Genomic DNA, 24905 nt, shown 5'->3' on the forward strand with positions numbered 1-24905 from the left:
TGACTGCACTGCAATATTCAAGTTGCGTGCCAGCCTGAAAAATCAGGAAAAGCCTGTAAAATCAGAATGCTGATCGAATCAATGAAGGCAAGTTAACCGACTCAAGCCTCGAAATACGGGCACGCCGCCCAAAAATTGGTCGACGGCACACGGTGCCCAGACCGTGATCGGTGCGTGAATCAGGCCGTCCAGCGGCCGATCTTGAAGGCCTTGAGATGGCCGATCACGTCGTCCGCCGCGAAAGGCGGACCGGCGAATGCGCCGATGGCGGCATCCGTGCCGACCGCGGCCGTGCCCATGGCCGCGTCGTAGATGTCCGGCCGGAACACGCCCATGGCAGTGCCCAGGGCTTCAGTACTGAGGGGAGTCTGGCCCCACCGCACCATCTGGGCATAGAGCCATGCCGCCTGGATCCTCTCGGGCCGTCCCGCGTCTTCGCGGCCCACCAGCAGATAGCGCGAGCTTTCGCGGAAGGTGCCGTCCGGCGAGATCTTGAGGCGGCCGTCCAGCGTACGCTGGAGCACCTCCGCATCGACGCCGATGCGCTCCGGCTGAGCCAGGATGCGCGCGGATTCTGCGTGGTTCTGTTCGATGAAATTGGCGGCCTTGGCGCAGGCGCGAACCAGGCCGGCGAGAGCGCCGGGATTCTTGTCAGCCCAGCTCTGCCTGACCGCCAGCACCTTTTCGGCCGCGCGCACCAGCACGTCAGACACGAAGTGGAGAATATGGCCGATGCCGAGATCGACTGCGATCGAGTTCCACGGTGCTCCGACGCAGAACGCGTCGACGTGACCGTTGGCGATGCTCTCCACCATGTAGGGCGGCGGCAGCACCACGAGGCGGACGTCCTCATCGGGGTCGACGCCACCTGCGGCCATCCAGAACCGCAACTGATAGTTGTGGGTCGAGAACGGAAACGTCATGCCGAACGTCAGCGGCTCGCGCCCGGCCTTGCGCCGTTCCGCGACGACGCGCGCCAGCGCCAGCGCCGTCGCCATCGGGTCGAAACGATCCCCATCGAGATTGGCCATGATCGCCGCATGCAGCGCCGGCGTCACGGTGATCGCGTTGCCGTTCACCCCGAGATTGAAAGGAGCCACGATCGGCACCTTGACGTGACCGATGCCCAGGCTCGACGCGATGGCGACGGGAGCCAGCAGATGCGCCGCGTCGAACAGGCCGATGTTGAGCTTGTCGCGCACGTTCGACCACGACACCTCTCGGACCAGCGTGACGTCGAGACCTTCGGCCGCGGTGAAGCCGTTGTCGACGGCGACGATCAGCGCGGCGGCATCGACCAGCGGGATGAAGCCAATGCGAAGCGGGCCGGTCATTTCAACAACTCCGAGGCGGTCAGGATCGACTGCGCGATCTCGCCGATCTTCTTCTTTTCGCGCATGGCCGTGGAGCGCAACAGCACATAGGCTTCCTCTTCGGTGAAGCCCTTCATCTTCATCAGAATGCCCTTGGCGCGGTCGATCACCTTGCGGTCCTCCAGCGCGGACTTGGTGCGCTCGAGCTCGTCCTGAAGCTTGGAGAACGCATTGAAGCGCGAGATGCAGAGGTCGAGGATCGGCTTGATCCGCTCCTTCTTCAGCCCATCGACGATGTAGGCTGAGACGCCCGCCTCGACCGAGGCCTGGATCGAGGCCGCGTCGCTCTGGTCCACGAACATCGCGATCGGCCGGCGGACGGCGCGGCTGACCTGGAACATCTGCTCCAGCACGTCGCGGCTGGGGTTCTCCAGGTCGATGACGATGACGTCCGGGTCCAGGGCATAGATGCGCGCCAGGAGACCCTGCATCTCGCTGACATGCACGACGCCGGTAAAACCCGCCTCGCGCAAGCCCTCCTCCAGGATGGCCGCGCGGATCGGGCTTTCGTCGACGATCACGATTTTAGGCGATTGCTCGGCGCTCATCGATCACCAGGTTGTCCGGGCCCTCACCCATAGCATGGACGTGGCCGCCTCAAAGCCTTGTCTTTCTGGACAATTCGGACTAGCTGACGCCTATCTCATCAGGCAGTTCCAAGATGCAGCAGGGTTCGGCGCCCAAGATCAGCTTTGTTTCGCTCGGTTGTCCCAAGGCCTTGGTCGATTCCGAGCGCATCATCACGCGCCTGCGCGCCGAGGGCTACGAGCTCGCCCGGAAGCATGACGGCGCCGACGTCGTCATCGTCAACACCTGCGGGTTCCTGGACAGCGCCAAGCAGGAATCGCTGTCGGCGATCGGCGCGGCCATGGCCGAGAACGGCAAGGTCATCGTCACCGGCTGCATGGGCGCCGAGCCGGAGCAGATCGAGCAGGCCTATCCCGGCGTGCTGTCGATCACCGGCCCGCAGCAGTATGAGAGCGTGCTGGACGCCGTCCATCGCGCGTCGCCGCCGGCGCACAACCCGCATCTCGACCTGGTTCCTCCGCAGGGCATCAAGCTCACGCCCCGGCACTACGCCTATCTGAAGATCTCCGAAGGCTGCAACAACCGCTGCACCTTCTGCATCATCCCGAAGCTTCGCGGCGATCTGGTGTCGCGGTCCGCGGCCGACGTGCTGCGCGAGGCCGAGCGGCTGGTCGCAGCCGGGGTCAAGGAGCTCCTGGTCATTTCTCAGGACACCTCGGCCTATGGGCTGGACCTGAAATACGCCGAAAGCGCCTGGAAGGACCGCAACGTCCGGGCTCGCTTCCTCGATCTGGCGCGCGAGCTCGGCGAGCTCGGCGCCTGGGTGCGCATGCACTACGTGTACCCCTACCCGCATGTCGACGAGGTGATCGGCCTCATGGCGGACGGTAAGATATTGCCCTATCTCGACATCCCGTTCCAGCATGCCAGCCCCAACGTCCTGAAGGCGATGCGCCGCCCGGCGGCGCAGGACAAGACGCTGGACCGGATCAAGGCCTGGCGGACGACCTGCCCGGATCTTGCGCTGCGCTCGACCTTCATCGTCGGCTTCCCCGGCGAGACGGACGCCGACTTCGCCTACCTGCTGGATTGGCTGGATGAGGCCGAGATCGATCGGCTCGGCTGCTTCAAATACGAGCCGGTGGCCGGCGCGACCTCCAACGCCCTGCCCGACCAGGTCCCGGACGAGGTCAAGCAGGAGCGCTGGGACGCGCTCATGGCCCGCCAGCAGAAGATCTCGGCGCGCAGGCTCAAGCGCAAGGTCGGAACGCGTCAGCAGGTGATCATCGACGAGGTCGGGCCGAGCGTCGCCAAGGGCCGCACCAAGGCCGATGCCCCGGACATCGATGGCGCCGTTTATCTGTCCAGCCGGCGGCCGCTGCGTGTCGGCGAGATCGTCACGGTCAAGATCGAGCGTGCCGACGAATACGACCTGCACGGCACGGTCGCTGGGTTCTAGCGCGGGTCAACGGCAACTCAGGGAAGCCGGCCGATCGCAATCGTCCGGTCGGGTCCCACGCTTTCCAATGATGCAAAGCCGGCGCGTCTGCCGAGTTCATCAAGATTGCCGTAGCGCGCGATCCAATCGGGATAGGCGTAGCAGAGGATGATGTCGGCGTGGCTGCGAAGCCACCGACACAGTGCGGCAGCCCTGTCAGCGCCCGCTTCGAGCAACCGTCCGGGCATGATCAAAACGACGCTCCGATCAGCGGCCGTCTCAAGCGGTGCGGGGCAAGCGAACATGTCGCAACTCGGCCAGTGCGAAACCGCTCGTCCGAACATCGCTCGCGCATGGACGAGCTTTCGTGAATCTCGCTCGATGCCGAGCGGCTGCAGATCAGGCGTCCCTTCGCAACTCGCGGCCAACAGCGCCCCATTGCCGCATCCGAGATCGATGATGTTGTAGCGCGCCCCGGCCGTGACCGTTCTTACGGCCGCGGCGATGGGAGCGTGAGCCTCTCGCATTCCGCAGACGGACGCGAAGCCGTTGTCGGCCGCAAGCCAATCCGGCGCGGGCCGTTCGCCGGACATCAGCGCTCGCCACGTTGACAGGTCCAACGACGGCCTCCTCAGTGCACCGCCGCCGCCTCGCGGGTCTCGAGCAACTGCCGGCCTCGCGCGATCAACGCGTCGATCCAGGCATAGAGGCCGGCAACGAACGCCTCTCCGTCCCGGTCGACGCGGATGTACCGCCGGATCTCGTCGACCCCCTCCTCGATGCGGGCGAGATTGCGCTGCAGCAGGCGAAACAGCAATTGGCGCCGCTCTTCATCCGGCTCGGTCTCGATCAGCACGATGTCGAGCGCCGTGATGTAGGCAAACGAATATTCCGCGTGCAGCACCGCGGTCATCGGGCGCAAACGATCCTTGATGACGGGGCTGACATACAACTCGTCCGCCGGATTCAACACCAGCCGATCCGCGGATTCCAGATTGATGCCGAGCGCGCGAAGCTTGTTGTGTCCCATCTCGTGCACGAACGCCTGGGCCAGGCCGATCGGATCGAAGATGGTGGCGAACAGCGTGCCTAGCCGGTCGTCGGTCGAGCCGCTGTAGGATCCATAGCCCTCGCGATAGTCGCTCTCCGCAACATCGGGACGCGCCAACGGATGGAAGGAATCGATGAGCATGCGCATCTGTTCGAAGGCGACCGGCCAGCGCCGCACGTAGTCGACGGCAGCATCGATGTTGGGGTGCTCCAGCGGACCGTTGCTGAATACGGGCGCCCCCGGCGCGGTCGGCTGCACGTAGCGAACCGACACGGCGCCATCGAAGATGCGCGGCGAATGGCCGGCGACCCGGTGCACGAACGGCTCCGGCCGGTGAGCGTTCGTGGTCGTGCTGGCGAGATGACAGGCCAGCAAGGCGTCATACAGATCATCCTGTGGTGCCGCGGCCCGCGACCAGTCGATCATTGTCTCCTCCCGCGACGGTTGTTGATTCAGAATTGAAGCTGAGCGGACGACGCGCCGGAGCCGTCCCTGGCGATCGGGCGCAGCCAGCCGCCGGGGAAATCGCGCCGGCATTCGTCGTCGATGACGAGGGCTTCGGTGCTGGTGACCAGTGTCAGCGCGCAGTCCTCGTCTTCCAGGATGCACCCGCTGGCGACCAGGCCGGCGTAGCTCTGCTCCACCTCTGGCCAGGAGGTCTCCTGGTCGACCAGTCGCCCGAGGGTCGCGTCGATGCGAACTGGTTCTCGGAAGGCGTCCAGCACGGCGATCTCGATCGGATCGAGGATGCGCCATGTCTCGGTTGCGATCCGGCGCGTGTCCTTGAGGATCGACAACGGACCCAATCCGACCACCGCCAGTATCGGCATTGCGGTGCCGTCCACATGTGCAGACCGCCAAAGCCTGATCGCCGCGCCGAGCGGCGCGAGATCCTCGTCCGACGCGGTGTTGGCTGCCGTGCCATCGAAGAAATAAGCGAGCCGCGTCAGCACATCTTCCGGCTGGCCATAGACCGCCTGATAGGCCAGCGCGGGAGCGACATTTTCAAACCCGAACTCGGCCGCGTGGTTGAAGTACGGGCTGAAGCGGTCGAGCCTGATCCGGCAATGTCCGGTCGGCGGCTGCAGATGCTCCAGCAGCGCAAACCATCGCGCTATCTTGGCGTAGGCCGCAGGCCGCTCGCCGGGGAAGCCGCACAGCACGTTCCAGATCGGCCGGAGTCCGATCTCGGCACAGCTTCGGAGCACGCGGACGTTCTGCAGCCCGGTCACGCCCTTTTCCATCAGGCGCAGGACATCGTTGTCGAGATGCTCGATGCCCGGCTGAACCCAGGTCACCCCGCCGCGCGCGAGCGTACGCAGCTGCTCGGGGCGCATGTTCGACTTGATCTCGTAGAGGATCCGGTAAGGCGACGGCGCGGTGTTGGCGAGGTGGCCGAACACGGCGTCGACATGCTTCAAGTTCAGAATGTTGTCGGTCGCCTCGAAGCGCTTGACGCTCCAGCGCGCGGATAGTGTTGCGAGCTCGGCCAGCACGCGCTCGGCCGACTTGGTGCGAAACGCCATCGTCGCGCCGTTCAGGCCGCAGAATGTGCAGTGGTGCTTCATGCCCCACCAGCAGCCGCGCGAGCTCTCGAACGGCAGCGCGGGGAGCAGATCATCGCAGAACGACGCCTGCCTCAGCTCCGCGAAATAGTCGGTGAAGTCGGGGACGGGAAGCTCGTCAAGATTCTGCAGCGGAGTCTCCGCGATCCTCTCATTCGTGCCCACGCGGCCCAGCACGTCGGTGCTTTCACTGTAAGGCAAGGTGCCTGCAAGGAAGCGCTCGACGAAATCCGGAAAGGTCCGGTCGGACTCGCCGCGAAACACATAGTCGATTTGCGGGAAGCGTTCGAGCAGCGCCTCGCCCATCGGCCCCTCGCAGTTGGCGCCGCCGAAGCATATGATCGTGTCCGGCGCGAGCTGCCTGATGCGATGCGCGATGCCGAGAGACGCGCAATTCTGCTGGAACGTCGACGAGAAGCCGACGATGCGGGCGCCGTCTGCGATCAGCAGACGAGCCGACCGGTCGACGAACCTCTCCGCCGCATCGCGCGCCGCGACGACCGCGGGCCAATGCTTGCCGCAATAGGCTTCCATTCGCTCCCGGTGCCGGGCTTCCGCGACAGGATCAGGGGCGTTTTCGAAGGTCGCGGCGAACACCCATTCACCGATCAGCAGGCTGGTCTGAACCTGCTCCGCGATGAACTGGAAGGTGTCGGCGCCGATCAACTCGGCAAACGCAAAACCGAGATAGTACTGCCGTGCGTCGATCCCGCGGTCCTCGAGGGCCGCCTGGAGCGTGCTGATCCCCAGCGCGGGCCGCGTCAGGGCCAGGAACGGCGCTGCAACCAGCGCAACGGATATGGTCATGGCAATGGCTCTCAGAACTTGGGCTCTCAGAACTTGGGCTGTCAGAACTTGGCGGACAGGTCGGATGACGGCGGAGGCACCGAATGAAATACACCCACTGCCTCGAACATGTGCTCGAGCAGCGTCAACGTTGGCAGCTTCCGCGGCAGATGACTATCGAGCAATTGCAGCAGCTCGGGATTTGAGAACAGACGGTCGCACGCCGTGCAGATGCCGTCGAAATCGCTGGCCGCGAGCGGTCGTTCGGTCTCCGCCGTGATTTCGCAGAGCAGAGCGACCGGACCTTCGAAGGCAATCCACTTCCACACCGGGTCCATGTAGGCGCGGGACATCGCCTCGGACATCGGCGTCTCGTTCAGATCACCGACGCTCATCGCGGCATGAAACGGCAGCACGCCGCAGCAGGGCAGAACGTTCCCGCTCGGGGCCACGGAGAAATGCCTCAGCACCGAGGGACATGGTCCGCGATAGACCTGTGGCGAATGCCGCCTTGCGTCGAGGTCGGACGCGCTGACATCGTCGACGGCGCGTCCCGTGGAGTTGATCGCCGTCTCGTACACCGACAGCTGCGGATCCGAGTCAGGGTCGACACCGAGAAGATCGAAGATCCGGGACCGGTCGATCACGCTGCCCGGCGATGTCACGACGGCAATCAGCACGTCCAATCCGAGCGAACGGGCAGCCCGGTAGGCATGCGCGATATTGCGCCCGTCCAAGAATTCGGCATGCATGTCGTCGAAAGAGATGATGATCCGTTCGAGACCTGCTTCAACCAGTGGAGTCAGGATCCGCTCGGCCTTCGCTTCGGATGTCGCCCAATAGGCGCTGGTGGTCGCGGACGTGGAGAGGCCGAACGACCTGGCGCGGGATGCCGCAGCGCGCATCAATTCGGGCTGGAGGAATGGATCGCCGCCGACCAGATTGATCCGCGTCATGTCGTGAGCGACGGCTGCATCATCGATCGCTGCGATCATCAGGTCCTGCGGCAGCAGGTCGAGCTGAGTCATATCCGACGAAAAGCAGCAATGGCTGCACTTCAGCGGACAGCGGTAACTGATATTGAAGACAAGCTCAGTCGGTTTCGTCACGCGGTCACGCGAATGCATGTCCAGCTGCTCCCAGGGGCAGGAACTGACTTTGACGGAGGTCGGAGCTGCAGCACGTTTCCGGCCGGGCAATGCAGACATTGTCCGGCCGGCTTGAGATCGCGGTCAGACGTCGACGTGAATGACCGAGGCAGGCGCGGCGGTCGCCTTCTGGCCCGACAGGCGATCCTTGATCAGATCGGCCGTGTTCGAATCGATCTCGATGCCGACTTGGGCGAGATATCCCTGCGGATCCTTCTGGAGCTCGTCCGCGGCATTGGCCTGGCTCTTCAGCTGGGCCGCCGCAGCCTTCACTTTCGCAAGGTCCGCAGTGATTTGAATCTTCTTGTCCATGTAAGACATCTTGGAGTCTCCCGATAATCGCTCTTGGCAATGAAGGTGGTCAATCAACGCAAAGCGGAGCATATAACACTTTTGCGGAAGTAGATACATCACAACTCGCGGAGATTGTATTTTCACTCGGGCCGGGGAAGTAGGACCGCCTACCCTGTCGTCAGCGTTCCCCCACGAAAGCTCTTCGACCCCGTCCAGCGTTCGCGCGATGGTGCCCGATACGGGAAGCGCAAGCCGCTCGCGCCTTCAACGGGCCAGGTCGCGCCATGATAGATAATTTCGCGGCGTGCGCTGCTGTAGGAGGTCGATGCCGTGATCCGGCAGACCGGCGCGTGCAGCTCGGCGATGCCGTGCATCATCGACCACTCGGCCGGCCACGTCAGGACATCGAGCAGCCACTCCGTCGTCTGCCCGCAATGCGCTCGGCCGAATGCGAGCATGTTCGCCGCGAGCGCGGCGCTTGCCGGGCAATCGAGCCGGCAAGGCCAATGCGGGATGATGCAGAGATCAATTGACCGCCAGAGCATGTTCGTCGCCGGCCGCGACGGCAGCTCGATCCGCCGATGTCCCGACGCTCCGGTTCTCTCGAACAGCGCGCTCGCCCAGACCGGATCCAGCGGCCGGCGCTCGCGGCGGCGCAGCGCCTCCGCGCAACAATGGGGACACCCTGCCCAGTCCCGCAATGTTCGTGCCGGATCGCGCTGCCAGTCGGCTTCGAACTCATCCGTGTCGCGAGCACGGACGACAGCGATGGTGACTTCGAGCGGCAGTCTTGCCCGCGTCTGCGACGACGGCAATTTCGGGACCGCCTCGACCGCCAGTCGGACTGGTATGAGCGCGAGCCCTGCGCGTTCGACCTGCAGCGCCATCTCATCGAGAGCTTCGGGGTTGACGGTGCTGATCGATGCCCGGCTCAAACCGGCCGCGACCGCCCGCCAACGCAACACTTTCCATTCCGTCCTGATCAGCTCGAAGCGCGGCTCCCACACCTTTCTCGCAGCCTCCGAGACCCAGCCGATGCGAACGAATGGCGGGCGGATCGGAGGGAGGATCGCGGCATGCTCGGACATTTGATCGGCCAAATTCTCTTTCGCAAACGTCCTGGATCTCAAACCGCCACAGGCGGCGATCCACTCAGATCCTCCATGATCTCCGTCAGCAACGGGACCCGGCCGTCCATCATCGACTTGATGAGCCTGTGCTCGATCTCGGCGCGACGAGGATCGCAGGACAACGGCGTTTCGCCTGCAGCGAGCAGGTCTTCCTCGATCTGGACAAACAGCGCGGTCCAGAGCGCGCATTGCGCACTGCGGTTGCGCCAATCGCCGTCGATCGAGGTTCCCGGGCATTGGCCCTTGCACATCGCGAAGAAGCGGCAGTCGCGGCAGCCGCCGGCCGGCTGCGGGGTGAACCACAGGGCAATGCTGCGCTCATAGCCGGCAGCCTCGGTCTTGATGAAGTCGATCCCGCGCTTGTTGGTGCGGCCGCAATTGCTGCGCTCGCCAAATCCCTCGATGCCGTGCACCGCGCCGGTCGTATACGGATCACAACCGTGCCAGACACAGCCGGTCTGGTCGTCCAGCCCACGAAGAAGCGCGCGCATCTCGTCGAAGATATCGAAGCGCATCGAGGTGAGGTGCTCGCGCTCGAATCGATAGAAGTGCAGAAACGCCGCGATGGTTTCGGGATCGGTCATCGCCCAATGCGCCTGCACGGCGGGCGAGTCGACCTCGAGTGCATGCAGCCTGACATTTCGCACCCCCCTCGCCTGCATCTCCAGCAGCCAGCTGTCCATCGAGGGCCAGTGCTGCGGCAGCCCATTGCCCCGATGCATCGTGATGATCAGGCTCGGATGCAGGCCCCGCTCGCACAGTCCGGCGATCGCGCGATCGACGCTCTTGGTGAGGTCCCGCGTCCTGTCGAGGGACCCGGCCCAGCGGACATCATTCAAAGCGTCAGGGCCGTCGATGGAAATGCCGACATGAACCGCATAGGTCGCGAACAGCTCCATGTGGCGGTCTGTGATGAGCGTGCCATTGGTCTGGATCCGGTTGCGGCCAAAGCGCGCCAGTCCGAATGCCCACAGCCTCTCGAGATCCGGCAGCGGCAGCAGCAGCGGCTCGCCGCCGAACAACGTGAACGGCTCATCGTCCTCTGCGAGGGCGGCCAGCATCGCATCGATGTCATAGCGCGGGCGCAGGCTGCCGCTGTCCCGGAGCGGGTTCTGGTAGCAATACTGGCACATGATGTTGCAGGTCACGCCCAGCGGACGAAGCTCGACACCCATCACGATCTCCTCGACGGGAGTCATTCCTGACCGGTCTGACCGGGGCATCTCCCGCAGGCAGCGAAGAGGATACGACACAACCCCTGATTTTAAAAGATCAAAGGTGCGTGGATATGGCCGAACGCCCCTCGGTTGTCTTGCTGCACCGCAGCAGGTCGCCCAAGCGCCTTTGCGGCCCCGGGCGAGCCGTCCTCAGTGCGAGGAGCCCGTGGTACGAACCGACCAGAGCTTCAGCAGGCGAAGCGCCTCGTCCTGCTTCAGTTCGAGATATTTGTTCTTGAGCTTGGTCAGCTCGTCGGGGGGCGTTGCGCCTGAAACGAACCGGCTATCGAGGATCGCGGCAACCGTGACCCAGCTCAGTCCAGCGGACTTGCACGGCACGAGGATGCCGTCGCTGCGCAGGCTCTGCATCAGCGGCCGCACCAGCTCGATGCTGCATTTCGCGAGCTCCGCGATGGCCGCGATCGTCTCGCCGTAACGCCGCTGGCGGGCAAATTCCAGCAGCGCGGCTTCGGTCAGTTTGCCGCCCTGCTTCAGCTGGCCGACTGCCACCTTGGAACTGCCCGCGTCGCGATTGCGCGACATCTCGCGCTCGGCGTCGAGCGTGGCCGATGAAATGGCGCTGCGAATTTCCTCGTAGAGATGCGGCGGCGCCGACGCGAGCAGGCGCACCCTCACCGCCTCCGTCGCGCGCTGCAACAGGGTCCTGCGCAAGGCTGCCGGCAGATCGGCGCGGATGCCGGCCGCGACCGTGAGCTCCGCGTCTCCCGCCGCTTGCGCCACGATGGCGGCAAATCCGGCGGGTGACACCCGCGCCCCGGGGTTCTTCATGAGTTGCCGGCTCACGCTCGGATAGCGTCGCGCGAGCAGCGCGTCGGTCACGATCTCCTGCAGCCACCAGCGCCCGGCGATCGCCATCAGGTGCTTCTCGCTGCGCGTCTGCGCGATCTCGATCAGATCCTCGCTGCTCAGCCGCGGCGATTCCGAAAGCACCGGCCCCGCGACGGCGATGTCGTCATGATGGGCCAGCCGCCGGATCACGCCGGCCGGCGCCTGCGGGATCGGGGCGAGCTGGGCGCTGAGTTCGGCGAGTGCGATCCGGGCCCCGACGTCGGCCAGCGCACGCAGCTCGATGGTATTGACGAGACGCTCGAAGACGTCGGCAAACAGCGCGTGCTGCTCGATATCCAGGCTGCCGGCAGAGGCGACGAACAGGGAGGCGACCCGCTCGGCCACGCCGGAGCAGCGGTCGGCTGAGCCGGTGGCTATGGCCGCCTGCACTTCTTCGGCGATCGTGAGATGGGGGTTCGACATCGCTCGTCCTGAGCGCTTGCATTTTCAAGCTGCCCAGGGAGGGTAAACACAGCCGCTAAATGTTTGGTAAAGTTGTCACTAAAGTGCGAGACCCGAGACCGGATCGAGCGGGCTTCGCACCGGCGGCGCTTCCCTCGCCGCTTCCTGGAGCGGCGGCCCTTGTTGCAGTCTGCAGGCCGGCATCTTGACACCGGTTGCGATTTGCCTGTATGGCCGCCGCATGATCTTCAACCGGACCAACCGCCGCGCCGCCGTTTGCCGTCGTCACCGCCGTGACGATGCCGGGGCGCGCCATGTCCGAAAACGTTGCTGATCAGCTAGCTCATCAGCTCCAGGTTTTCGAGAAGGCCGCTCCCGCAAAGGAGCGGCCTTCTCGCTTTTTGGCCCCCGTTTCCCCCTGAGCATAGGAGATTGCACATGCTGACCGCCTCCCATCCCTACGACGCTCTGATGGAGATCACGGCGCGTCCGCGCACCGTCTTCGTTCAGGGCAAGGGTTCCTGGTTATGGGACGACGGCGGCAAGCGCTACCTCGACTTCGTCCAGGGCTGGGCCGTGAACTCGCTCGGCCACGCGCCGCCGGAGCTGGCCAGCGCGCTCGCCCACCAGGCGGCACGCCTGATCACGCCGAGCCCGGCCTATTTCAACGACACCAGCCTCCAATTCGCTAAGGCGCTGGTCGACCGCTCGTGCTTCGACCAGGTGTTCTTCACCAATTCGGGCGCCGAAGCCAATGAAGGCGCCATCAAGCTCGCCCGCAAATACGGCGCTCTGCGCAAGAACGGCGCATACGAGATCATCACCTTCGAGGGCGGCTTCCACGGCCGCACGCTGGCGACGATGTCGGCTTCGGGCAAGAAGGCGTTCGAGCCGCTGTTCGAGCCCAAGGTCCCGGGCTTTCCAAAGGCACGGCTGAATGACATCGCCTCGGTCGAGGCCCTGATCTCCGACAAGACGGTGGCGATCATGCTGGAGCCGATCCAGGGCGAGGCCGGCGTGTGGCCCGCGACCGACGAGTTCCTGCAGCAGTTGCGGGCGCTGACCACCAGGCACGGGCTGCTGCTGATCGTCGACGAGATCCAGACCGGCATGGGCCGCACCGGAAAACTGTTCGGCTATGAGCATGCCGACGTCCTCCCGGACATCATGACCCTGGGCAAGGGCATCGGCGGCGGCGTTCCGCTCGCGGCCCTGCTGGCGACCGACGAGGCGTCTTGCTTCGAGCATGGCGATCAGGGCGGCACCTTCAACGGCAATCCGCTGATGTGTGCGGCGGGGCTCGCCGTGCTCGATGTGATCGAGAAGCCGGAGTTTCTGAAGGCTGTCGCGGACAACGGGATCTATCTGGAGAGCGAGTTGCAGCGCATCTCGGCAAGGCACGGCCTGGGCGAAGTGCGCGGCCGTGGTCTGCTGCTTGCGCTCGACGTGATCAGGCCGATCGCGCCGGCGATCGTTGCGCACGCCTTCGAGCTCGGCCTGCTGCTGAACGCGCCGCGTCCGGATGCGCTACGCTTCATGCCGGCCCTCAATGTGACTCGCGATGAGATTGCGGCGATGATCGACACGCTGGACGGAATCCTGACCAAGGTCGGCGCCGCGCGCTGCGTCGCCTGATCGAATGCCGTTCAAGACGCAGGCTCCGTGCCACATGCGAAGCCTGCGTGCCGGCTGCCTACAGATGAGGCACAAACACCGAGGTCGGGCTCGCCGCCATTTGACCTGGATCAAGGACAGCTGTCCCCCCGAACAACGATCCTGATCGCGCCAAACACCTGCGATCCGATGACTTACGTTATATCTATCCTGATATAGCGTTGTACGGGATGTGATCAGCTCGGAGGAGAGAGGCTTGCCGGGACCAAGCTGATGATCATCCGCCGACAACGAGGTCGGCACGATAGAAGGAGATGCAAGAATGGCGAGAGACAATCTGGCTCGGGCGTTGCCGGTCGACGACAGCGGCAGCCACATCGCCCTGGCCGCGACCGAAGAGGTGCTGATCCACGTTCGCTTCTTCCCGAACTCGGACATCAACTCGATCGGCGAGAAGCCCGCCAGCCTGACCGCCAATGAATGGTATGAGCGCCTGCTCGACATGGCGCGTCCGCATTATCAGACCTTCGCCGGCGGCCGCGGCTTCTTCCGCATCCCCCGCCCCTGTTTCGAGGCGATCCTCAAGGGCATTGCCTGACATCGGCTTTCGGGCTGGGTGTGGCAGTGAGCGTCCTCTCTGCCCTGCCCCTGTCGACCGCGGTGCGCCGGGTGCGCCGCGGTCGCTGGCGTTTTGACCGTCCGGCGTTTTGATCGTCGGGTCTTTGGAGGACAGCATTGAGCGATGCGGCTTTCACCGAACTGAAGCGGGCGTTCAGCTCGCTGCTGGCAGCGTGCAGGGCATCGCAGAACTGCGCTGAGACGCTCGCCGACCGCGCTTTCGATCTGTTCGAAGCCAATATCGATGCCCAGACGGCGCATCTGCCCGCCCTCGCCTGCGCCAAGGGCTGCCCCTCCTGTTGCGCATTGCGCGTGACCGCGACGGCACCGGAGATCTTCCTGCTCGCGCGCTATGTCCGGCAGATCGACCAGCGCATGCCGGCTAAGACGCTCGGCTCGCTGTCGCGCCGGATCAAGCTCGCCAACCGCGCGACGCACGGATTGAGCGACACCGCGCGGATGAAGTTGCGTCAGCCCTGCCCATTCCTCGTACGCGGCGGCTGCATCATCCATCCCGCGGGTCCGCTCGCCTGCCGCGGGCATGCCTCGTTCGACCGGCGCGCCTGCGCACAGGCCATGGCCGGCCGCGAGGTCGACGTGCCGGTCTCGGCACCACACCTCGCGCTGCGCGCGCTGGTGCAGGATTCGCTCAGGGCGGCGCTCGACGCTGCGGGGCTCGCCTCTGGCCTGTATGAGCTCAACCAGGGTCTCGTTCTGGCGCTCGACGACCCCGAGCGCGAGCGCGCCTGGCGGGACGGGCAAGACAGCCTCGCGCCGGCGCGGATCGAGGCGTCGACGGCAGCGCAGACCGATGCGGTGCTCTGGAGTCGCGCGGCAGCCGGTGACGCTTCGATCCGGGGCGAGGTGTAGCGACAGGGCTCGGTCGCGCGGCTGTTAAGGCCGGCTGTTAAGGCTTGAGGATCGAGGCCCCGGTCGTGGCGCGGCTTTCGAGGTCGGCATGCGCCCGACCCGCATCCTTCAGCGCATAGGCGTGATTGATCGGCACGTGCAGCTTGCCGCTGATCACCGCCGAGAACAGCGTATCGGCGCCCTCCAGCAGTTCGGACCGCTTGCCGATATAGTCGTTGAGCTTCGGCCGGGTCGCGAACAGAGAGCCATGACTGTTGAGTTCGGCGATCGAGAACGGCGGCACCGGACCCGAGGCGTTGCCGAAGCTGACGAACAGGCCGCGCTGCTTCAGGCAGGACAACGAGCCGGGGAAGGTCGACTTGCCGACGCCGTCATAGACCACGTCGCACAATTCGCCGCGGCTGATCTGCTTGACCCGCGCGACGAAGTCCTCCTCGTTGTAGAGGATGACGTGGTCGCAGCCATTGGCCAGCGCGAGATCCGCCTTCGCCTTGGAGCCGACGGTGCCGATGACGTGCGCGCCGAGCGCGCGCGCCCACTGGCAGGCCAGCAGGCCGATGCCGCCGGCGGCGGCGTGGATCAGCACGCGATGGTGCGGCTCGACCTTGAAGGTCTTGTGCAGCAGATACCAGACCGTCAGCCCCTTGAGCATCAGCACCGCGCCCTGCTCATAGGTGATATGGTCGGGCAGCTTGACCAGGCGCTGCCAGGCGATGTTGCGCTCGGTGGCATAGCCGCCGAGGTTCTCATAATACGCGACGCGGTCGCCGGGATGGAAATGCGTGACGCCGGGCCCCACGGCGATCACCTCGCCTGCCGCCTCGTTGCCGGCGATGAACGGCAGGCCGGGCGCCTTGTACAGTCCGGTGCGATAGTACACGTCAATGAAGTTGAGGCCGATCGCGTGCTGGCGGATGCGGACCTCGCCGGGGCCGGGCGCGGCGAGATCGACCGGCTCATAGACCAGCGCCTCGGGGCCTCCCACCTTGTGCACGCGCACCGCCTTGACCATCCCGCCATCTCCCCTTCGGACTCTCCATCGCCGCGTCCGGGAATCCGGCGAAAGAACCTTCGACACTTACCTGATTCTCATCGGACATCCGGCTCCGTTGAAGGAGCCGACCTCCGGCCGCGCACCCGGCGCTGCCGGCGGCAAAAGCGAAGGCGATCACGGCGGCCTTGTCAACTCGGCACCGGTCAGGCGTTGCGCTTCCTGCGGTTGCGCGACGCCATCACGTTGAAGGCCTCGACCGCCAGCGCAAAGACGATCGCGAAGTAGATGTAGCCACGCGGGATGTGGAACTTGAAGCCGTCGGCGACCAGCGCGACGCCGATCAGCACCAGGAAGGCGAGCGCCAGCATCTTGGTGGTCGGATGGTTCGCCACGAAACGCGCCACCGGTCCCGAGGACACGTACATGATGACCATGGCGATGATGACGGCGGCGATCATGATCTCGAGATCCTGGGCCATGCCGATCGCGGTAATGATCGAGTCCAGCGAGAACACGAGATCGATGACGATGATCTGCAGGATCACCCAGAAGAACTTGTTGGCGCCGCCGCCCTGCGACCCCTCCTCCTCCTCGCGCGCCTCGACCTCGGCATGGATCTCGTGCGTGGCCTTGGCGATCAGGAACAGGCCGCCGGCGATCAGGATGATGTCGCGCCAGGAGAAGCCCACGCCGCCGATCGTGAACACCGGCTGCGTCAGCCCGATCAGCCAGACCAGCACGCTGAGCAGCAGGATGCGGAAGATCAGGGCCAACGCCAGCCCGATCTGGCGGGCGCGTGTCGCCTGCGGCTGCGGGATGCGCGAGGTGATCACCGACAGGAATATGACGTTGTCGATGCCGAGAACGATCTCGAGGGCGGTCAGAGTGAGCAGCGCGGCCCACGCTTCGGGACTGGTCAGAAGGTCGATCATGCTTTCAAGGATCTCAGCAGGCGGATCGCGGAGTCGCTCGCGACGATGTAGAGGGCGATCGCGCACAACAAGGCCGTCACGATCGAGCCCACGGCGAAGTTGTTTCCCAGCACGTCGATGACCAGGACGCCCCAGAGCGCGACCAGCGGCAGCGTCAGCCAGCGCAGCCGCTCGACGCGCACCGGGTGGATGACATGGAATGGGACGAAGGTCAGCGCGATCAGGACCGCGAGACCGAGGGTCGCCAACGATGGCGAGGGATGCAGCAGGAACAGGTAGAATGCCGCAATGTTCCAGAGTCCCGGAAATCCGCGAAAATGATTGTCGTTACTCTTCATGCGGCGATCGGCGAAATACAGCGCGCCGGTGACGGCGATGCCGACGCCGATGACCGGCGCGGCGAGCGGCAGCAGCATGCCGCTGGCGGTGATGGCGTAGGCCGGCACGAACACATAGGTCGTGAAGTCCACCACCAGATCGAGCACGTCGCCCGACCAGTCCGGCTGCACATGGACGACGTCGAGCCGGCGCGCCATCGGCCCGTCGATGCCGTCGATGACGAGCGCGGCGCCGAGCCACCAGAACATCGCAGTCCAATGCTCGCGCACGGCCTCGAGCATCGCCAGCAGCGCGACGCCCGCACCGAGCGCGGTGAAGACGTGCACCGAGAACGCCGCGACGCGATGCGCCGGCGTTGCGGCGACCCTGCTCTCTGGTCTCAACTGATCCATGCGGCGCCAGTGCTATCAGGAATCGGAGCCGATTGCATATCCGCCGTTGCGGCGATGCGCCGCGCAGGCTCACGCAATACCCTTGAAAAAGCCCTGCCGGAACGTCAAATGTTCCCGGATGAGCAACACAGACGCCAGCTTTGATGTCATCGTCGTCGGCGGCGGACCCGCCGGGCTCGCCGCCGCCATTGCCCTGTCGCAGACCGGGGCGCGGACGGCGCTCGTGGCCCGCCAGGCGCCGTATGCCGACAACCGCACCACCGCCCTGCTCGGCGGCTCGGTCGACTTTCTCGACGAGATCGGTGTCTGGTCGGCGTGCCGTGACCGCGCCGCCGGTCTCAAGGCGATGCGGCTTGTCGACGATACCGGCCGGCTGATCCGAGCCCCGGAGGTCCGCTTCGTCGCCGACGAGATCGGTCTCGAAATGTTCGGCTACAACATCGCCAATGCCGTCCTGGTCGACGCGCTGGAACAACGCGCCGGCGAGATCGACGGCCTGGTGCGGATCGCCGAGGATGCGGACAGCGTGCGCAGCGATGCCGATGCGGTGACCGTCACCAGCGCATCGGGCCGCGTGCTGACGGCGCGGCTCGTGGTCGGCGCCGATGGCCGGCATTCGCTGTGCCGCGAGGCCGCCGGCATCGGCGTGAGCCGGCGCACGCTGCAGCAGTCGGCGCTGACCTTCAACATCACCCATGCACGGCCGCATCACAACGTGTCGACGGAATTCCACACGCCGCAGGGACCCTGCGTGTTCGTGCCGCTGCCGGGCGACCGCTGCAGCGTTGTCTGGGTCGCGGCCCCGAAGGAGGCCGACCGGCTGTTCGCGCTCGACGACGACGCCCTGTCCGCCGCCGCCGAGCGGCAGTCGCACTCGATCTTCGGCCGGGTGCGCGTCGAGCCGGGCCGCCATGTGTTTCCGCTCGCGATCGAGCGGCCCTTGAGCTACGCGCAAAACCGGATCGCCCTGGTCGGCGAGGCCGCGCATGTGGTGCCGCCGATCGGTGCGCAGGGACTGAACCTCGGCCTGCGCGACGGCATCGACATCGCAGATGTCGTGCGCAAGGCCAATGCTGCCGGCGAGGATATCGGTGCGCCGCAGGTGCTCGCGCGCTATGGTGCGGCGCGCCGCGCCGATATCCTGAGCCGCACCTTCGCCATCGACGTCGCCAACCGCTCGCTGCTCAGCGATCTTCTGCCGATGCAGTCGCTGCGCGCCGTCGGCATGCACCTCATGAGCGGCATCGGTCCGCTGCGACGGCTCGCGATGCGCGAGGGCCTGGCGCCGTCATGGAGAGCCACGCGCAGGGCCGGTTGAGCACCGTCAGGGAAACGCCAGCCGGCCAGTCTGGATCAGCCACATCACGCTGGTCAGGGTGATCACCGAGGCGAAGGTGCCGATCAGCACCGCCGATGAGGCCGGCTCGATCCAGCTGTCGTGCTGGCGCGCGATCACGAACACATTGAGCGCCGGCGGCAGCGCCGCCATCAGCACCGCGGTCGCCGCCCAGGGCTGCGCGAACGGCCCGAACAGCAGCATCAGCCCGAACGACAGCAGCGGGTGAACGACGAGCTTCACCACGGTCAGGACCGGCACCTCCCAGGGCAGCCGCTCGAACGGGCGGAGCGCCACGGTCACGCCGAGCGCGAACAGCGCCGTCGGCGCAGCGGCGTTCTGCAGGAACTGCAGGGTGCGGTCGAGAACGGTCGGCGGATGCAACTGGAACGCGGCCGCCAGGATGCCGGCGGCGGTGGCCATGATCAGCGGGTTCTGCAGGATCTGGCGCAGCACGGTGCGCATCGCGTGCACCACCGAGGCATGATCGCGCTCGGTCAGCTCGACGAGCAGCGGCACGATCGAGAACAGGAAGATGCTGTCGCAGCAGAAGATCAGCGCGGTCGGCGCCGCCGCCTTGGTCCCGAGCACGGCCAGCGCCAGCCCAGGCCCCATATAGCCGATATTGCCGTAGCCACCCGCGAGCCCGGCCATGGTCGCCTCGCGGAGCGACAGCCGCCCGATGGCCTTGCCGAGCACGAGCGCCAGGGCGAAGGTGAGCATGGTGGCGAGCGTCGTTGCAACCAGGAAGGGAGGGTTGCTCAGCTCGGTGAACGGCGTCCGCGCGATGAGGTTGAACATCAAGGCGGGCAGCGAGACGTAGAGCAGGAAGAAGTTCATCCAGGCGAGCCCGGCTTCGGGCAGCCTCCTCCACTTACCGCAGGCGAAGCCTATGAAAACGACGCCGAAATAAGGCAGGGCCAGATTGAGAATGTCGAACATGGGCTCGGAAGATGGCCCCCTGAGGGAGCCTGGGAAGGGCCTGGAATGCGGGGGCGTCGCGGCTTGACGCGACTCGGATTGGTCTAGATTAAATCCGCCCGCGGGGCACTAGCATCGCTCCCCGTCCTGGTCTATTCGACTGGGATGATCAAAGCACGAACTGCCAAGTTTCAGATCGGCCAGATCGTCCGGCATCGGGTGTTCTCGTTCCGGGGCGTGATTTTCGACATCGATCCGGAGTTCAACAACACCGAGGAATGGTGGCTGTCGATTCCCGAGGAGGTCCGTCCGCATAAGGACCAGCCATTCTATCACCTGCTGGCCGAGAACGCTGAATCCGAATACGTCGCCTATGTTTCCGAGCAGAACCTGGTTCCCGACGAGTCCGGCGAGCCGATCCGCCATTCCCAGGTTGCGGAGATCTTCATCAAGGACAAATCGGGCGGCTATCGTCCGCGCAATCCGCTGATGAACTGATCTGCTCGACCAGAGAGCTTCGCCTGAGCGCCGTCGGCGCAAGCCCCTCATCGTTCGGTCCCGGCTCGCAAGTTCCCCCTCGCATCAGCTCGCAGAATGAAAAAGGCGCCCCGAATGGAGCGCCTTTTGATGATGCGGGACGGGCCCGGCCAGCGTTACTGCTTCGCCTGCGGCTGGCCTGGCTGGGTCTGCTCGAGCTTCTTGCGCTGCTCCTCGGCGCGCTTCTGCAGCTCTTCCTGCAGCTTCTTCTGGGTCTCTTCGAACTGCTTCGGGTCGGTCGGCGGACCATCATAGGCCTTGGCGAAGCTGCTGTTGCCTTCCTGCAGCGGCAGCGGCAGCGTCAGCGCGGTGCCGTTCGAGTTGATCGCCTGGACGTAGAGGGTCTGGCCCTTCTTGAGGCTGTTCACGAATTCGGGCGTCGCTTCGTAGTCCGACATGCAGCCGTTCTGGAAGCAGATGACGTACTTTCCTTCCATGAACTGGTTGTTGTCGATGACGATGCGGGTTCCGGGCTGGAGCTGCATGCCGAGCGGCAAGGTCACACGCAGGATCTTCTTCGGCTCGCCTTCGGGCTCGATGATGACGGCTGCAACCACAGGCTGACCGGATTCGATGCGGCCGTCCTTGCCGATGAAGCAGACCTGCTTGGCGTTGGCATCCTGCCCCTTCAGGCAGAACTTGGTCCACGGCGCGTAGATCAGCTGCGGCATCTCCTGCTGAGCCTGGGCCTGAGGCTGGCCGCCGGCGGGAGGAATGGCAGGGGCCTGGGCGGCCGGCGCGGGAGCCTTGGGAGCGGCAGCCGGAGCCTTCGCCTTCGGCGCTTGAGCCTGCGCAACCGAAGGAGCGAAGGAAACGGCCAGCGCGGTGACCGCGAGCAGCGCGACAAGCCGCCCACGCGGCCCAACCGACGAGGCCAAGTCACGGAAATTCATTGCGGAAAACCCTTTCTGAACGGCAGCGCCCGAGACCGCCAAAGGCGCCACACCAAGCCGTTGAAGCGGCTGTCTCCTCAGGAAATGAGGCGGTTAAGTGACAGGCGTTGCCGCCCTAACTCAATCGCCCGCCTTCTTAACGCGGTGCGCGGAAGAATCAATGCCGCGAGACCATGTCGAAGCCGCGGTCTAGCGCTGGCGAGCCTGTGGTAAAAGCCCCTTGTGACCTGTTCCGAATCAAATGCTTGCGCCCCGATCCTGATGCTGCAGCGCATGTTCAGCGCGGCCGCGGGATGGGTCGCCGTGGTCCTGGCATTGTTGCCCGCGGTCTACACCCCCACGGCGAACGCGGCAGAGACTGCGGCGATCGCCATGCACGGTCTCCCGGCCTTGCCGGCCGACTTCGACCACATGCCCTATGCGAATCCCGACGCGCCCAAGGGCGGCCGTCTGGTCTGGGGACTGCTCGGCACCTTCGATAGCCTGAATCCGTTCATCGTCCGCGGTCTCGCGGTGCAGCAAATCCGCAGCTATGTGGTCGAGAGCCTGCTCACCCGCGGCAACGACGAGCCGTTCACGCTGTATGGCCTGCTCGCGAAATCCGTCGAGACCGACGAGAACAGGACCTATGTCACCTTCCGGCTCGACCCGCGTGCCCGCTTCTCCGACGGCAGCCCCGTGCTCGCCGAGGACGTGGCGTTCTCCTTTGAGCTGCTGCGCGATCACGGCCGCCCCAACCACCGGCAGTTCTACGGCAAGGTGGCCAGGGCCGACGTGCTCGACCCCCTGACCATCCGGTTCGATTTCGGTGGAACGGAAGACCGCGAGCTGCCGCTGATCCTCGGCCTGATGCCGATTCTGGCGAAGCACGCGACGGACGTGCCGAGCTTCGAGGACACGACGATGACCGCGCCGCTCGGGTCAGGCCCATATCGGGTCACCGCGGTGCAGCCGGGATCCAGTGTCACCCTCACCCGCAATCCGGACTATTGGGGACGCGACCTGCCGGTCAACCGCGGATTGTGGAACTTCGACGAGGTCAGGCTCGACTACTACCGCGAGTCCAACGGACAGTTCGAAGCCTTCAAGCGCGGGCTGTACGACTTCCGCGTCGAGACCGAGCCGCTGCGCTGGCACGACGGCTATGACTTCCCGGCCGCACGCAATGGCGAGGTCATCCGCGACAGCTTCACCTCGGGGATGCCGCAGCCCTCGCAGTTCCTGGTGTTCAACACGCGGCGGCCGGTGTTCGCCGACGTGAAGGTGCGCCGTGCGCTGACGCTGCTGTTCGATTTCGAATGGATCAACCGCAACTACTTCTTCGGACTGTACCGCCGCAGCGGCGGCTATTTCGCCGGCTCGGAGCTGTCCGCCTATGGACGTCCGGCCGACGCGACCGAGCTTGAGCTGTTGAAGCCCTACGCCACGCAGATCCCCGCCGACATCATGGACGGCAGCTACCGGTTGCCGATCACCGACGGATCCGGCCGCGACCGCGCAACGCTGAAGGCGGCGCTCGATCTGCTTAACGAGGCCGGATATGGCCTCGACGGGACGGTATTGCGGCATCGGACCACGCGGGCCCCCCTCGCCTTCGAGATCCTGGTCACGACGCGCGATCAGGAGCGCATCGCACTGGCTTACGCCGGCAGTCTCAAGCGGGCCGGCATCAATGCCTCGATCAGGGTGGTCGATCCCGTGCAGTTCGACCAGCGCCGCCTGAGCTTCGAGTTCGACATGATCCAGAACCGCTGGGACCAGTCGCTGTCCCCCGGCAACGAGCAGGCGTTCTACTGGGGCAGCGAGGCCGCCGACCGCACCGGAACCCGCAACTACATGGGGGCCAGGGACCCGGCGATCGACGCCATGATCGCGGCGCTGTTGCGCGCCCGCGACAGGCCGGAATTTATCTCGACGGTTCGCGCATTGGACCGTACTCTTATGGCGGGGTTCTACGCTATTCCAGTGCTCAATGCCGCCGAGGAATGGATCGCGCGGTGGAATCGTATAGAACGGCCAAAGAGGACGGCTTTGACGGGAGCGCTCCCGGAGAGCTGGTGGCAGCGGCCGGAGCCGGCACGGAAGTGACCAATCGGGGCAATTGGTCGTGGCCGGGTCCGTGAAAGTACGGGGCAACAGGTGAATCAGGCCAATACGTCGCCGACGCTCGACGCGTTGTTTCAACGCATCCTGGCGCGCAAGCCGGATGCGGTCGCGCTGGTCGATCCGATCAACAAGCAGCGCGTCACCGGGCGGCCGCCGATGCGCCTGACCTATGCCGAAGCCGATCGCGTGATCTCGGCGCTGGCGGCGCACTTCATTGACGCCGGCCTGCCCGCCCATTCGGTGATCGCGGTCCAGCTGCCCAACACGATCGAGTTCGTGCTGACGGTGTTGGCCGCACATCGCGCCGGCCTCGTCGTCGCCGTGTTCCCACTGCTGTGGCGTCAGTCGGAGCTCGTGGCGGCGCTGAACCGCACCAGCGCGCGCGCCATCGTCACGATGTCGAAGATCGACGGCGTGATTCACTCCGATCTCGCGATGAATGCGGCGGCGGAGGCGTTCTCGATCCGCCACGTCTGCGGCTTCGGCTCCGACCTGCCCGAGGGGATGTATTCGCTCGACCAGTCGATCGCGAAACCTTCGCGCTCGACGCGCGGGCTGATGCCGGACGGCCGCAAGGCCGCGATCGTCTCGTTCGACGTGACCGCCGACGGCTTCCGCGCCGTCCCGCGCACCCATCTGAGCCTGATCGCCGGTGGGCTTGCCATCTCGCTCGAGAGCGATCTGCCGCAGGGCGTGAACATGATGTCGGCCTTCCTGCCGTCGTCATTCGCCGGCCTTGCCGCTTCGGTCGTGACATGGCTGTTGTCCGGCGGCACCCTTGCGCTGCACCACCCGTTCGACGCCGACGCGCTAGAACAGCAGCTCGCGGAGCTCGCCTGCGATACGCTGATCGCGCCGGCCCAACTCGCCTTGCGTCTCGACGAGGGCGACCTCGCCTCGCGGCTGCCGAACCTGCGTTACGTGCTCGGCATGTGGCGCGCGCCCGAGCAGGTGGCGTCGAGCGCATCGTGGAAGACGCGCGACATCGAGATGACCGACGTCTATCTGTTCGGCGAAGCCGGATTGTTCGCCGTGCGCCGCACCGCGGCCGATGGCAGTCCCGGGCCGGTCAAACCGGGCCGCCAGGGCGCGCAGCGCGAACAGCCGGGCTCGTCGATCGCCGGCGAGATCCTGGTGACGCCGAAGGGCACGCTCGGGCTGCGGGGGCCGATGGTCGTGCTCGCCGCCTACGCCCCTCCGCCGCCGCCGAGCGACTCGCTGATGCCGGCAGCGCCGCGCGACTACGTCGACACCGAGTATGCCGTGCGCCTCGACCGTGCCCAGGACACGATCTCGATCACGGCGCCGCCGGCCGGCGTGATGGCCGTCGGCGGCTACCGCTTCCTTGCGCAGGACCTGCACGAATGGTCGCGGCGGCTTGGCCAGGGCGCGCTGCTGACCGCTCTGCCCGACCGTCTCAGCGGTCACCGCCTCGCGGGCCGCGCGATGGACAATGCGCGCGCGCGGGAAGCGCTCGCCGAGCTCGGGCTCAATCCGCTGATGGTCGAGGCCTTCCGCGACCGCGCCGGCCCGGGCGGCTGATCCTGCCGTCCGGACCACTACGGAACCGTC

Annotated in this window: 23 protein-coding genes; 8 read left to right on the top strand and 15 right to left on the bottom strand. The window is 65.6% G+C overall.

Annotation, left to right across the window (positions count from 1 at the left end):
- Positions 1-179 precede the first annotated feature (179 nt).
- Positions 180-1334, bottom strand: a complete 1155-nt coding sequence (locus QW845_RS02100; protein WP_315800003.1) for a CmpA/NrtA family ABC transporter substrate-binding protein — start codon at positions 1332-1334, stop codon at positions 180-182.
- Complete coding sequence (locus QW845_RS02105; RefSeq protein WP_315800004.1) at positions 1331-1921, bottom strand: ANTAR domain-containing response regulator; 591 nt, start codon at positions 1919-1921, stop codon at positions 1331-1333. The genes QW845_RS02100 and QW845_RS02105 overlap by 4 nt, the downstream gene beginning before the upstream one ends.
- 113 nt (positions 1922-2034) lie before the next feature.
- On the opposite strand from QW845_RS02105, the gene rimO reads away from it, so the two are divergent.
- Complete coding sequence (gene rimO, locus QW845_RS02110) at positions 2035-3360, top strand: 30S ribosomal protein S12 methylthiotransferase RimO (protein ID WP_315800005.1); 1326 nt, start codon at positions 2035-2037, stop codon at positions 3358-3360.
- 17 nt (positions 3361-3377) lie between these two features.
- On the opposite strand, the gene QW845_RS02115 is transcribed toward rimO, so the two are convergent.
- From QW845_RS02115 to QW845_RS02150, 8 genes are all read right to left on the bottom strand, one after another.
- On the bottom strand, positions 3378-3959 hold the full coding sequence (locus QW845_RS02115; protein WP_315800006.1) for a hypothetical protein: 582 nt from the start codon (positions 3957-3959) through the stop codon (positions 3378-3380).
- 11 nt (positions 3960-3970) lie between these two features.
- Positions 3971-4816 (bottom strand): aKG-HExxH-type peptide beta-hydroxylase, encoded by an 846-nt coding sequence (locus QW845_RS02120; RefSeq protein WP_315800007.1) that lies wholly within the window; start codon positions 4814-4816, stop codon positions 3971-3973.
- A gap of 26 nt (positions 4817-4842) precedes the next feature.
- Positions 4843-6762, bottom strand: a complete 1920-nt coding sequence (locus QW845_RS02125; protein ID WP_315800008.1) for a RiPP maturation radical SAM C-methyltransferase — start codon at positions 6760-6762, stop codon at positions 4843-4845.
- A gap of 41 nt (positions 6763-6803) precedes the next feature.
- Positions 6804-7949, bottom strand: coding sequence for a radical SAM protein (locus tag QW845_RS02130; protein WP_315800009.1), 1146 nt, complete (start codon positions 7947-7949; stop codon positions 6804-6806).
- A gap of 24 nt (positions 7950-7973) precedes the next feature.
- A complete protein-coding gene (locus tag QW845_RS02135; protein WP_315800010.1) occupies positions 7974-8210 on the bottom strand; it encodes a hypothetical protein in 237 nt (78 codons plus the stop codon).
- Positions 8211-8350: 140 nt separating this feature from the next.
- Positions 8351-9190, bottom strand: a complete 840-nt coding sequence (locus QW845_RS02140) for a hypothetical protein (RefSeq protein ID WP_315800011.1) — start codon at positions 9188-9190, stop codon at positions 8351-8353.
- 119 nt (positions 9191-9309) lie between these two features.
- The gene (locus QW845_RS02145; protein ID WP_315800012.1) at positions 9310-10488 is read right to left on the bottom strand and encodes a radical SAM protein; all 1179 of its coding nucleotides are present in this window, start codon (positions 10486-10488) and stop codon (positions 9310-9312) included.
- Between the two features lie 192 nt (positions 10489-10680).
- Complete coding sequence (locus QW845_RS02150) at positions 10681-11802, bottom strand: DUF2336 domain-containing protein (protein ID WP_315800013.1); 1122 nt, start codon at positions 11800-11802, stop codon at positions 10681-10683.
- Positions 11803-12219: 417 nt separating this feature from the next.
- Here QW845_RS02150 and QW845_RS02155 point away from each other — a divergent pair, with 417 nt between their 5' ends.
- The 3 genes from QW845_RS02155 (at position 12220) to QW845_RS02165 (ending at position 14883) form a co-directional block, all read left to right on the top strand.
- A complete protein-coding gene (locus tag QW845_RS02155) occupies positions 12220-13416 on the top strand; it encodes an acetylornithine transaminase (protein ID WP_315800014.1) in 1197 nt (398 codons plus the stop codon).
- Between the two features lie 301 nt (positions 13417-13717).
- Entirely contained in the window at positions 13718-13993 is a 276-nt protein-coding gene (locus QW845_RS02160) for a hypothetical protein (protein WP_315800015.1), read from the top strand.
- Between the two features lie 137 nt (positions 13994-14130).
- Complete coding sequence (locus QW845_RS02165) at positions 14131-14883, top strand: hypothetical protein (RefSeq protein WP_315800016.1); 753 nt, start codon at positions 14131-14133, stop codon at positions 14881-14883.
- Positions 14884-14920: 37 nt separating this feature from the next.
- On the opposite strand, the gene QW845_RS02170 is transcribed toward QW845_RS02165, so the two are convergent.
- The 3 genes from QW845_RS02170 to pcsA all read right to left on the bottom strand — a co-directional run bounded on the left by QW845_RS02170 (position 14921) and on the right by pcsA (position 17540).
- The gene (locus QW845_RS02170) at positions 14921-15895 is read right to left on the bottom strand and encodes a quinone oxidoreductase (RefSeq protein WP_315800017.1); all 975 of its coding nucleotides are present in this window, start codon (positions 15893-15895) and stop codon (positions 14921-14923) included.
- Between the two features lie 185 nt (positions 15896-16080).
- Positions 16081-16809 carry a TerC family protein gene (locus QW845_RS02175; RefSeq protein ID WP_315800018.1) on the bottom strand — a complete coding sequence of 243 codons (729 nt, stop codon included), beginning with the start codon at positions 16807-16809 and terminating at the stop codon, positions 16081-16083.
- Positions 16806-17540, bottom strand: coding sequence for a phosphatidylcholine synthase (pcsA, locus tag QW845_RS02180; RefSeq protein ID WP_315800019.1), 735 nt, complete (start codon positions 17538-17540; stop codon positions 16806-16808). Before pcsA ends, QW845_RS02175 begins: the two co-directional genes overlap by 4 nt.
- Positions 17541-17658: 118 nt before the next feature.
- Between pcsA and QW845_RS02185 the strand changes: the two genes are divergently transcribed.
- On the top strand, positions 17659-18858 hold the full coding sequence (locus tag QW845_RS02185) for a UbiH/UbiF family hydroxylase (protein WP_315800020.1): 1200 nt from the start codon (positions 17659-17661) through the stop codon (positions 18856-18858).
- Between the two features lie 6 nt (positions 18859-18864).
- On the opposite strand, the gene QW845_RS02190 is transcribed toward QW845_RS02185, so the two are convergent.
- Complete coding sequence (locus tag QW845_RS02190; RefSeq protein ID WP_315800021.1) at positions 18865-19818, bottom strand: AEC family transporter; 954 nt, start codon at positions 19816-19818, stop codon at positions 18865-18867.
- 144 nt (positions 19819-19962) lie between these two features.
- Here QW845_RS02190 and hspQ point away from each other — a divergent pair, with 144 nt between their 5' ends.
- A complete protein-coding gene (hspQ, locus tag QW845_RS02195) occupies positions 19963-20295 on the top strand; it encodes a heat shock protein HspQ (protein ID WP_315711998.1) in 333 nt (110 codons plus the stop codon).
- Between the two features lie 155 nt (positions 20296-20450).
- Here hspQ and QW845_RS02200 read toward each other — a convergent pair whose 3' ends face one another.
- The gene (locus tag QW845_RS02200) at positions 20451-21227 is read right to left on the bottom strand and encodes an invasion associated locus B family protein (RefSeq protein ID WP_315800022.1); all 777 of its coding nucleotides are present in this window, start codon (positions 21225-21227) and stop codon (positions 20451-20453) included.
- Between the two features lie 261 nt (positions 21228-21488).
- Here QW845_RS02200 and QW845_RS02205 point away from each other — a divergent pair, with 261 nt between their 5' ends.
- Together QW845_RS02205 and QW845_RS02210 are read left to right on the top strand one after the other, a co-directional pair.
- Complete coding sequence (locus tag QW845_RS02205; protein WP_315800023.1) at positions 21489-23315, top strand: extracellular solute-binding protein; 1827 nt, start codon at positions 21489-21491, stop codon at positions 23313-23315.
- Positions 23316-23366: 51 nt separating this feature from the next.
- A complete protein-coding gene (locus QW845_RS02210) occupies positions 23367-24875 on the top strand; it encodes a class I adenylate-forming enzyme family protein (protein WP_315800024.1) in 1509 nt (502 codons plus the stop codon).
- The last annotated feature ends 30 nt before the right edge of the window (positions 24876-24905 follow it).

Origin of the sequence: Bradyrhizobium sp. SZCCHNS3002 (assembly GCF_032377435.1) — a bacterium.
Lineage (GTDB): Bacteria > Pseudomonadota > Alphaproteobacteria > Rhizobiales > Xanthobacteraceae > Bradyrhizobium.

Excerpts from the sequence above, each read along its gene's own strand:
- QW845_RS02100 (WP_315800003.1), bottom strand. The coding sequence starts at position 1,334 with ATGACCGGCCCGCTTCGCATTGGCTTCATCCCGCTGGTCGATGCCGCC.
- QW845_RS02105 (WP_315800004.1), bottom strand. The coding sequence starts at position 1,921 with ATGAGCGCCGAGCAATCGCCTAAAATCGTGATCGTCGACGAAAGCCCG.
- rimO (WP_315800005.1), top strand. The coding sequence starts at position 2,035 with ATGCAGCAGGGTTCGGCGCCCAAGATCAGCTTTGTTTCGCTCGGTTGT.
- QW845_RS02120 (WP_315800007.1), bottom strand. The coding sequence starts at position 4,816 with ATGATCGACTGGTCGCGGGCCGCGGCACCACAGGATGATCTGTATGAC.
- QW845_RS02125 (WP_315800008.1), bottom strand. The coding sequence starts at position 6,762 with ATGACCATATCCGTTGCGCTGGTTGCAGCGCCGTTCCTGGCCCTGACG.
- QW845_RS02130 (WP_315800009.1), bottom strand. The coding sequence starts at position 7,949 with ATGTCTGCATTGCCCGGCCGGAAACGTGCTGCAGCTCCGACCTCCGTC.
- QW845_RS02135 (WP_315800010.1), bottom strand. The coding sequence starts at position 8,210 with ATGTCTTACATGGACAAGAAGATTCAAATCACTGCGGACCTTGCGAAA.
- QW845_RS02145 (WP_315800012.1), bottom strand. The coding sequence starts at position 10,488 with ATGGGTGTCGAGCTTCGTCCGCTGGGCGTGACCTGCAACATCATGTGC.
- QW845_RS02150 (WP_315800013.1), bottom strand. The coding sequence starts at position 11,802 with ATGTCGAACCCCCATCTCACGATCGCCGAAGAAGTGCAGGCGGCCATA.
- QW845_RS02155 (WP_315800014.1), top strand. The coding sequence starts at position 12,220 with ATGCTGACCGCCTCCCATCCCTACGACGCTCTGATGGAGATCACGGCG.
- QW845_RS02160 (WP_315800015.1), top strand. The coding sequence starts at position 13,718 with ATGGCGAGAGACAATCTGGCTCGGGCGTTGCCGGTCGACGACAGCGGC.
- QW845_RS02170 (WP_315800017.1), bottom strand. The coding sequence starts at position 15,895 with ATGGTCAAGGCGGTGCGCGTGCACAAGGTGGGAGGCCCCGAGGCGCTG.
- QW845_RS02175 (WP_315800018.1), bottom strand. The coding sequence starts at position 16,809 with ATGATCGACCTTCTGACCAGTCCCGAAGCGTGGGCCGCGCTGCTCACT.
- pcsA (WP_315800019.1), bottom strand. The coding sequence starts at position 17,540 with ATGGATCAGTTGAGACCAGAGAGCAGGGTCGCCGCAACGCCGGCGCAT.
- QW845_RS02185 (WP_315800020.1), top strand. The coding sequence starts at position 17,659 with ATGAGCAACACAGACGCCAGCTTTGATGTCATCGTCGTCGGCGGCGGA.
- QW845_RS02190 (WP_315800021.1), bottom strand. The coding sequence starts at position 19,818 with ATGTTCGACATTCTCAATCTGGCCCTGCCTTATTTCGGCGTCGTTTTC.
- hspQ (WP_315711998.1), top strand. The coding sequence starts at position 19,963 with ATGATCAAAGCACGAACTGCCAAGTTTCAGATCGGCCAGATCGTCCGG.
- QW845_RS02200 (WP_315800022.1), bottom strand. The coding sequence starts at position 21,227 with ATGAATTTCCGTGACTTGGCCTCGTCGGTTGGGCCGCGTGGGCGGCTT.
- QW845_RS02205 (WP_315800023.1), top strand. The coding sequence starts at position 21,489 with ATGCTGCAGCGCATGTTCAGCGCGGCCGCGGGATGGGTCGCCGTGGTC.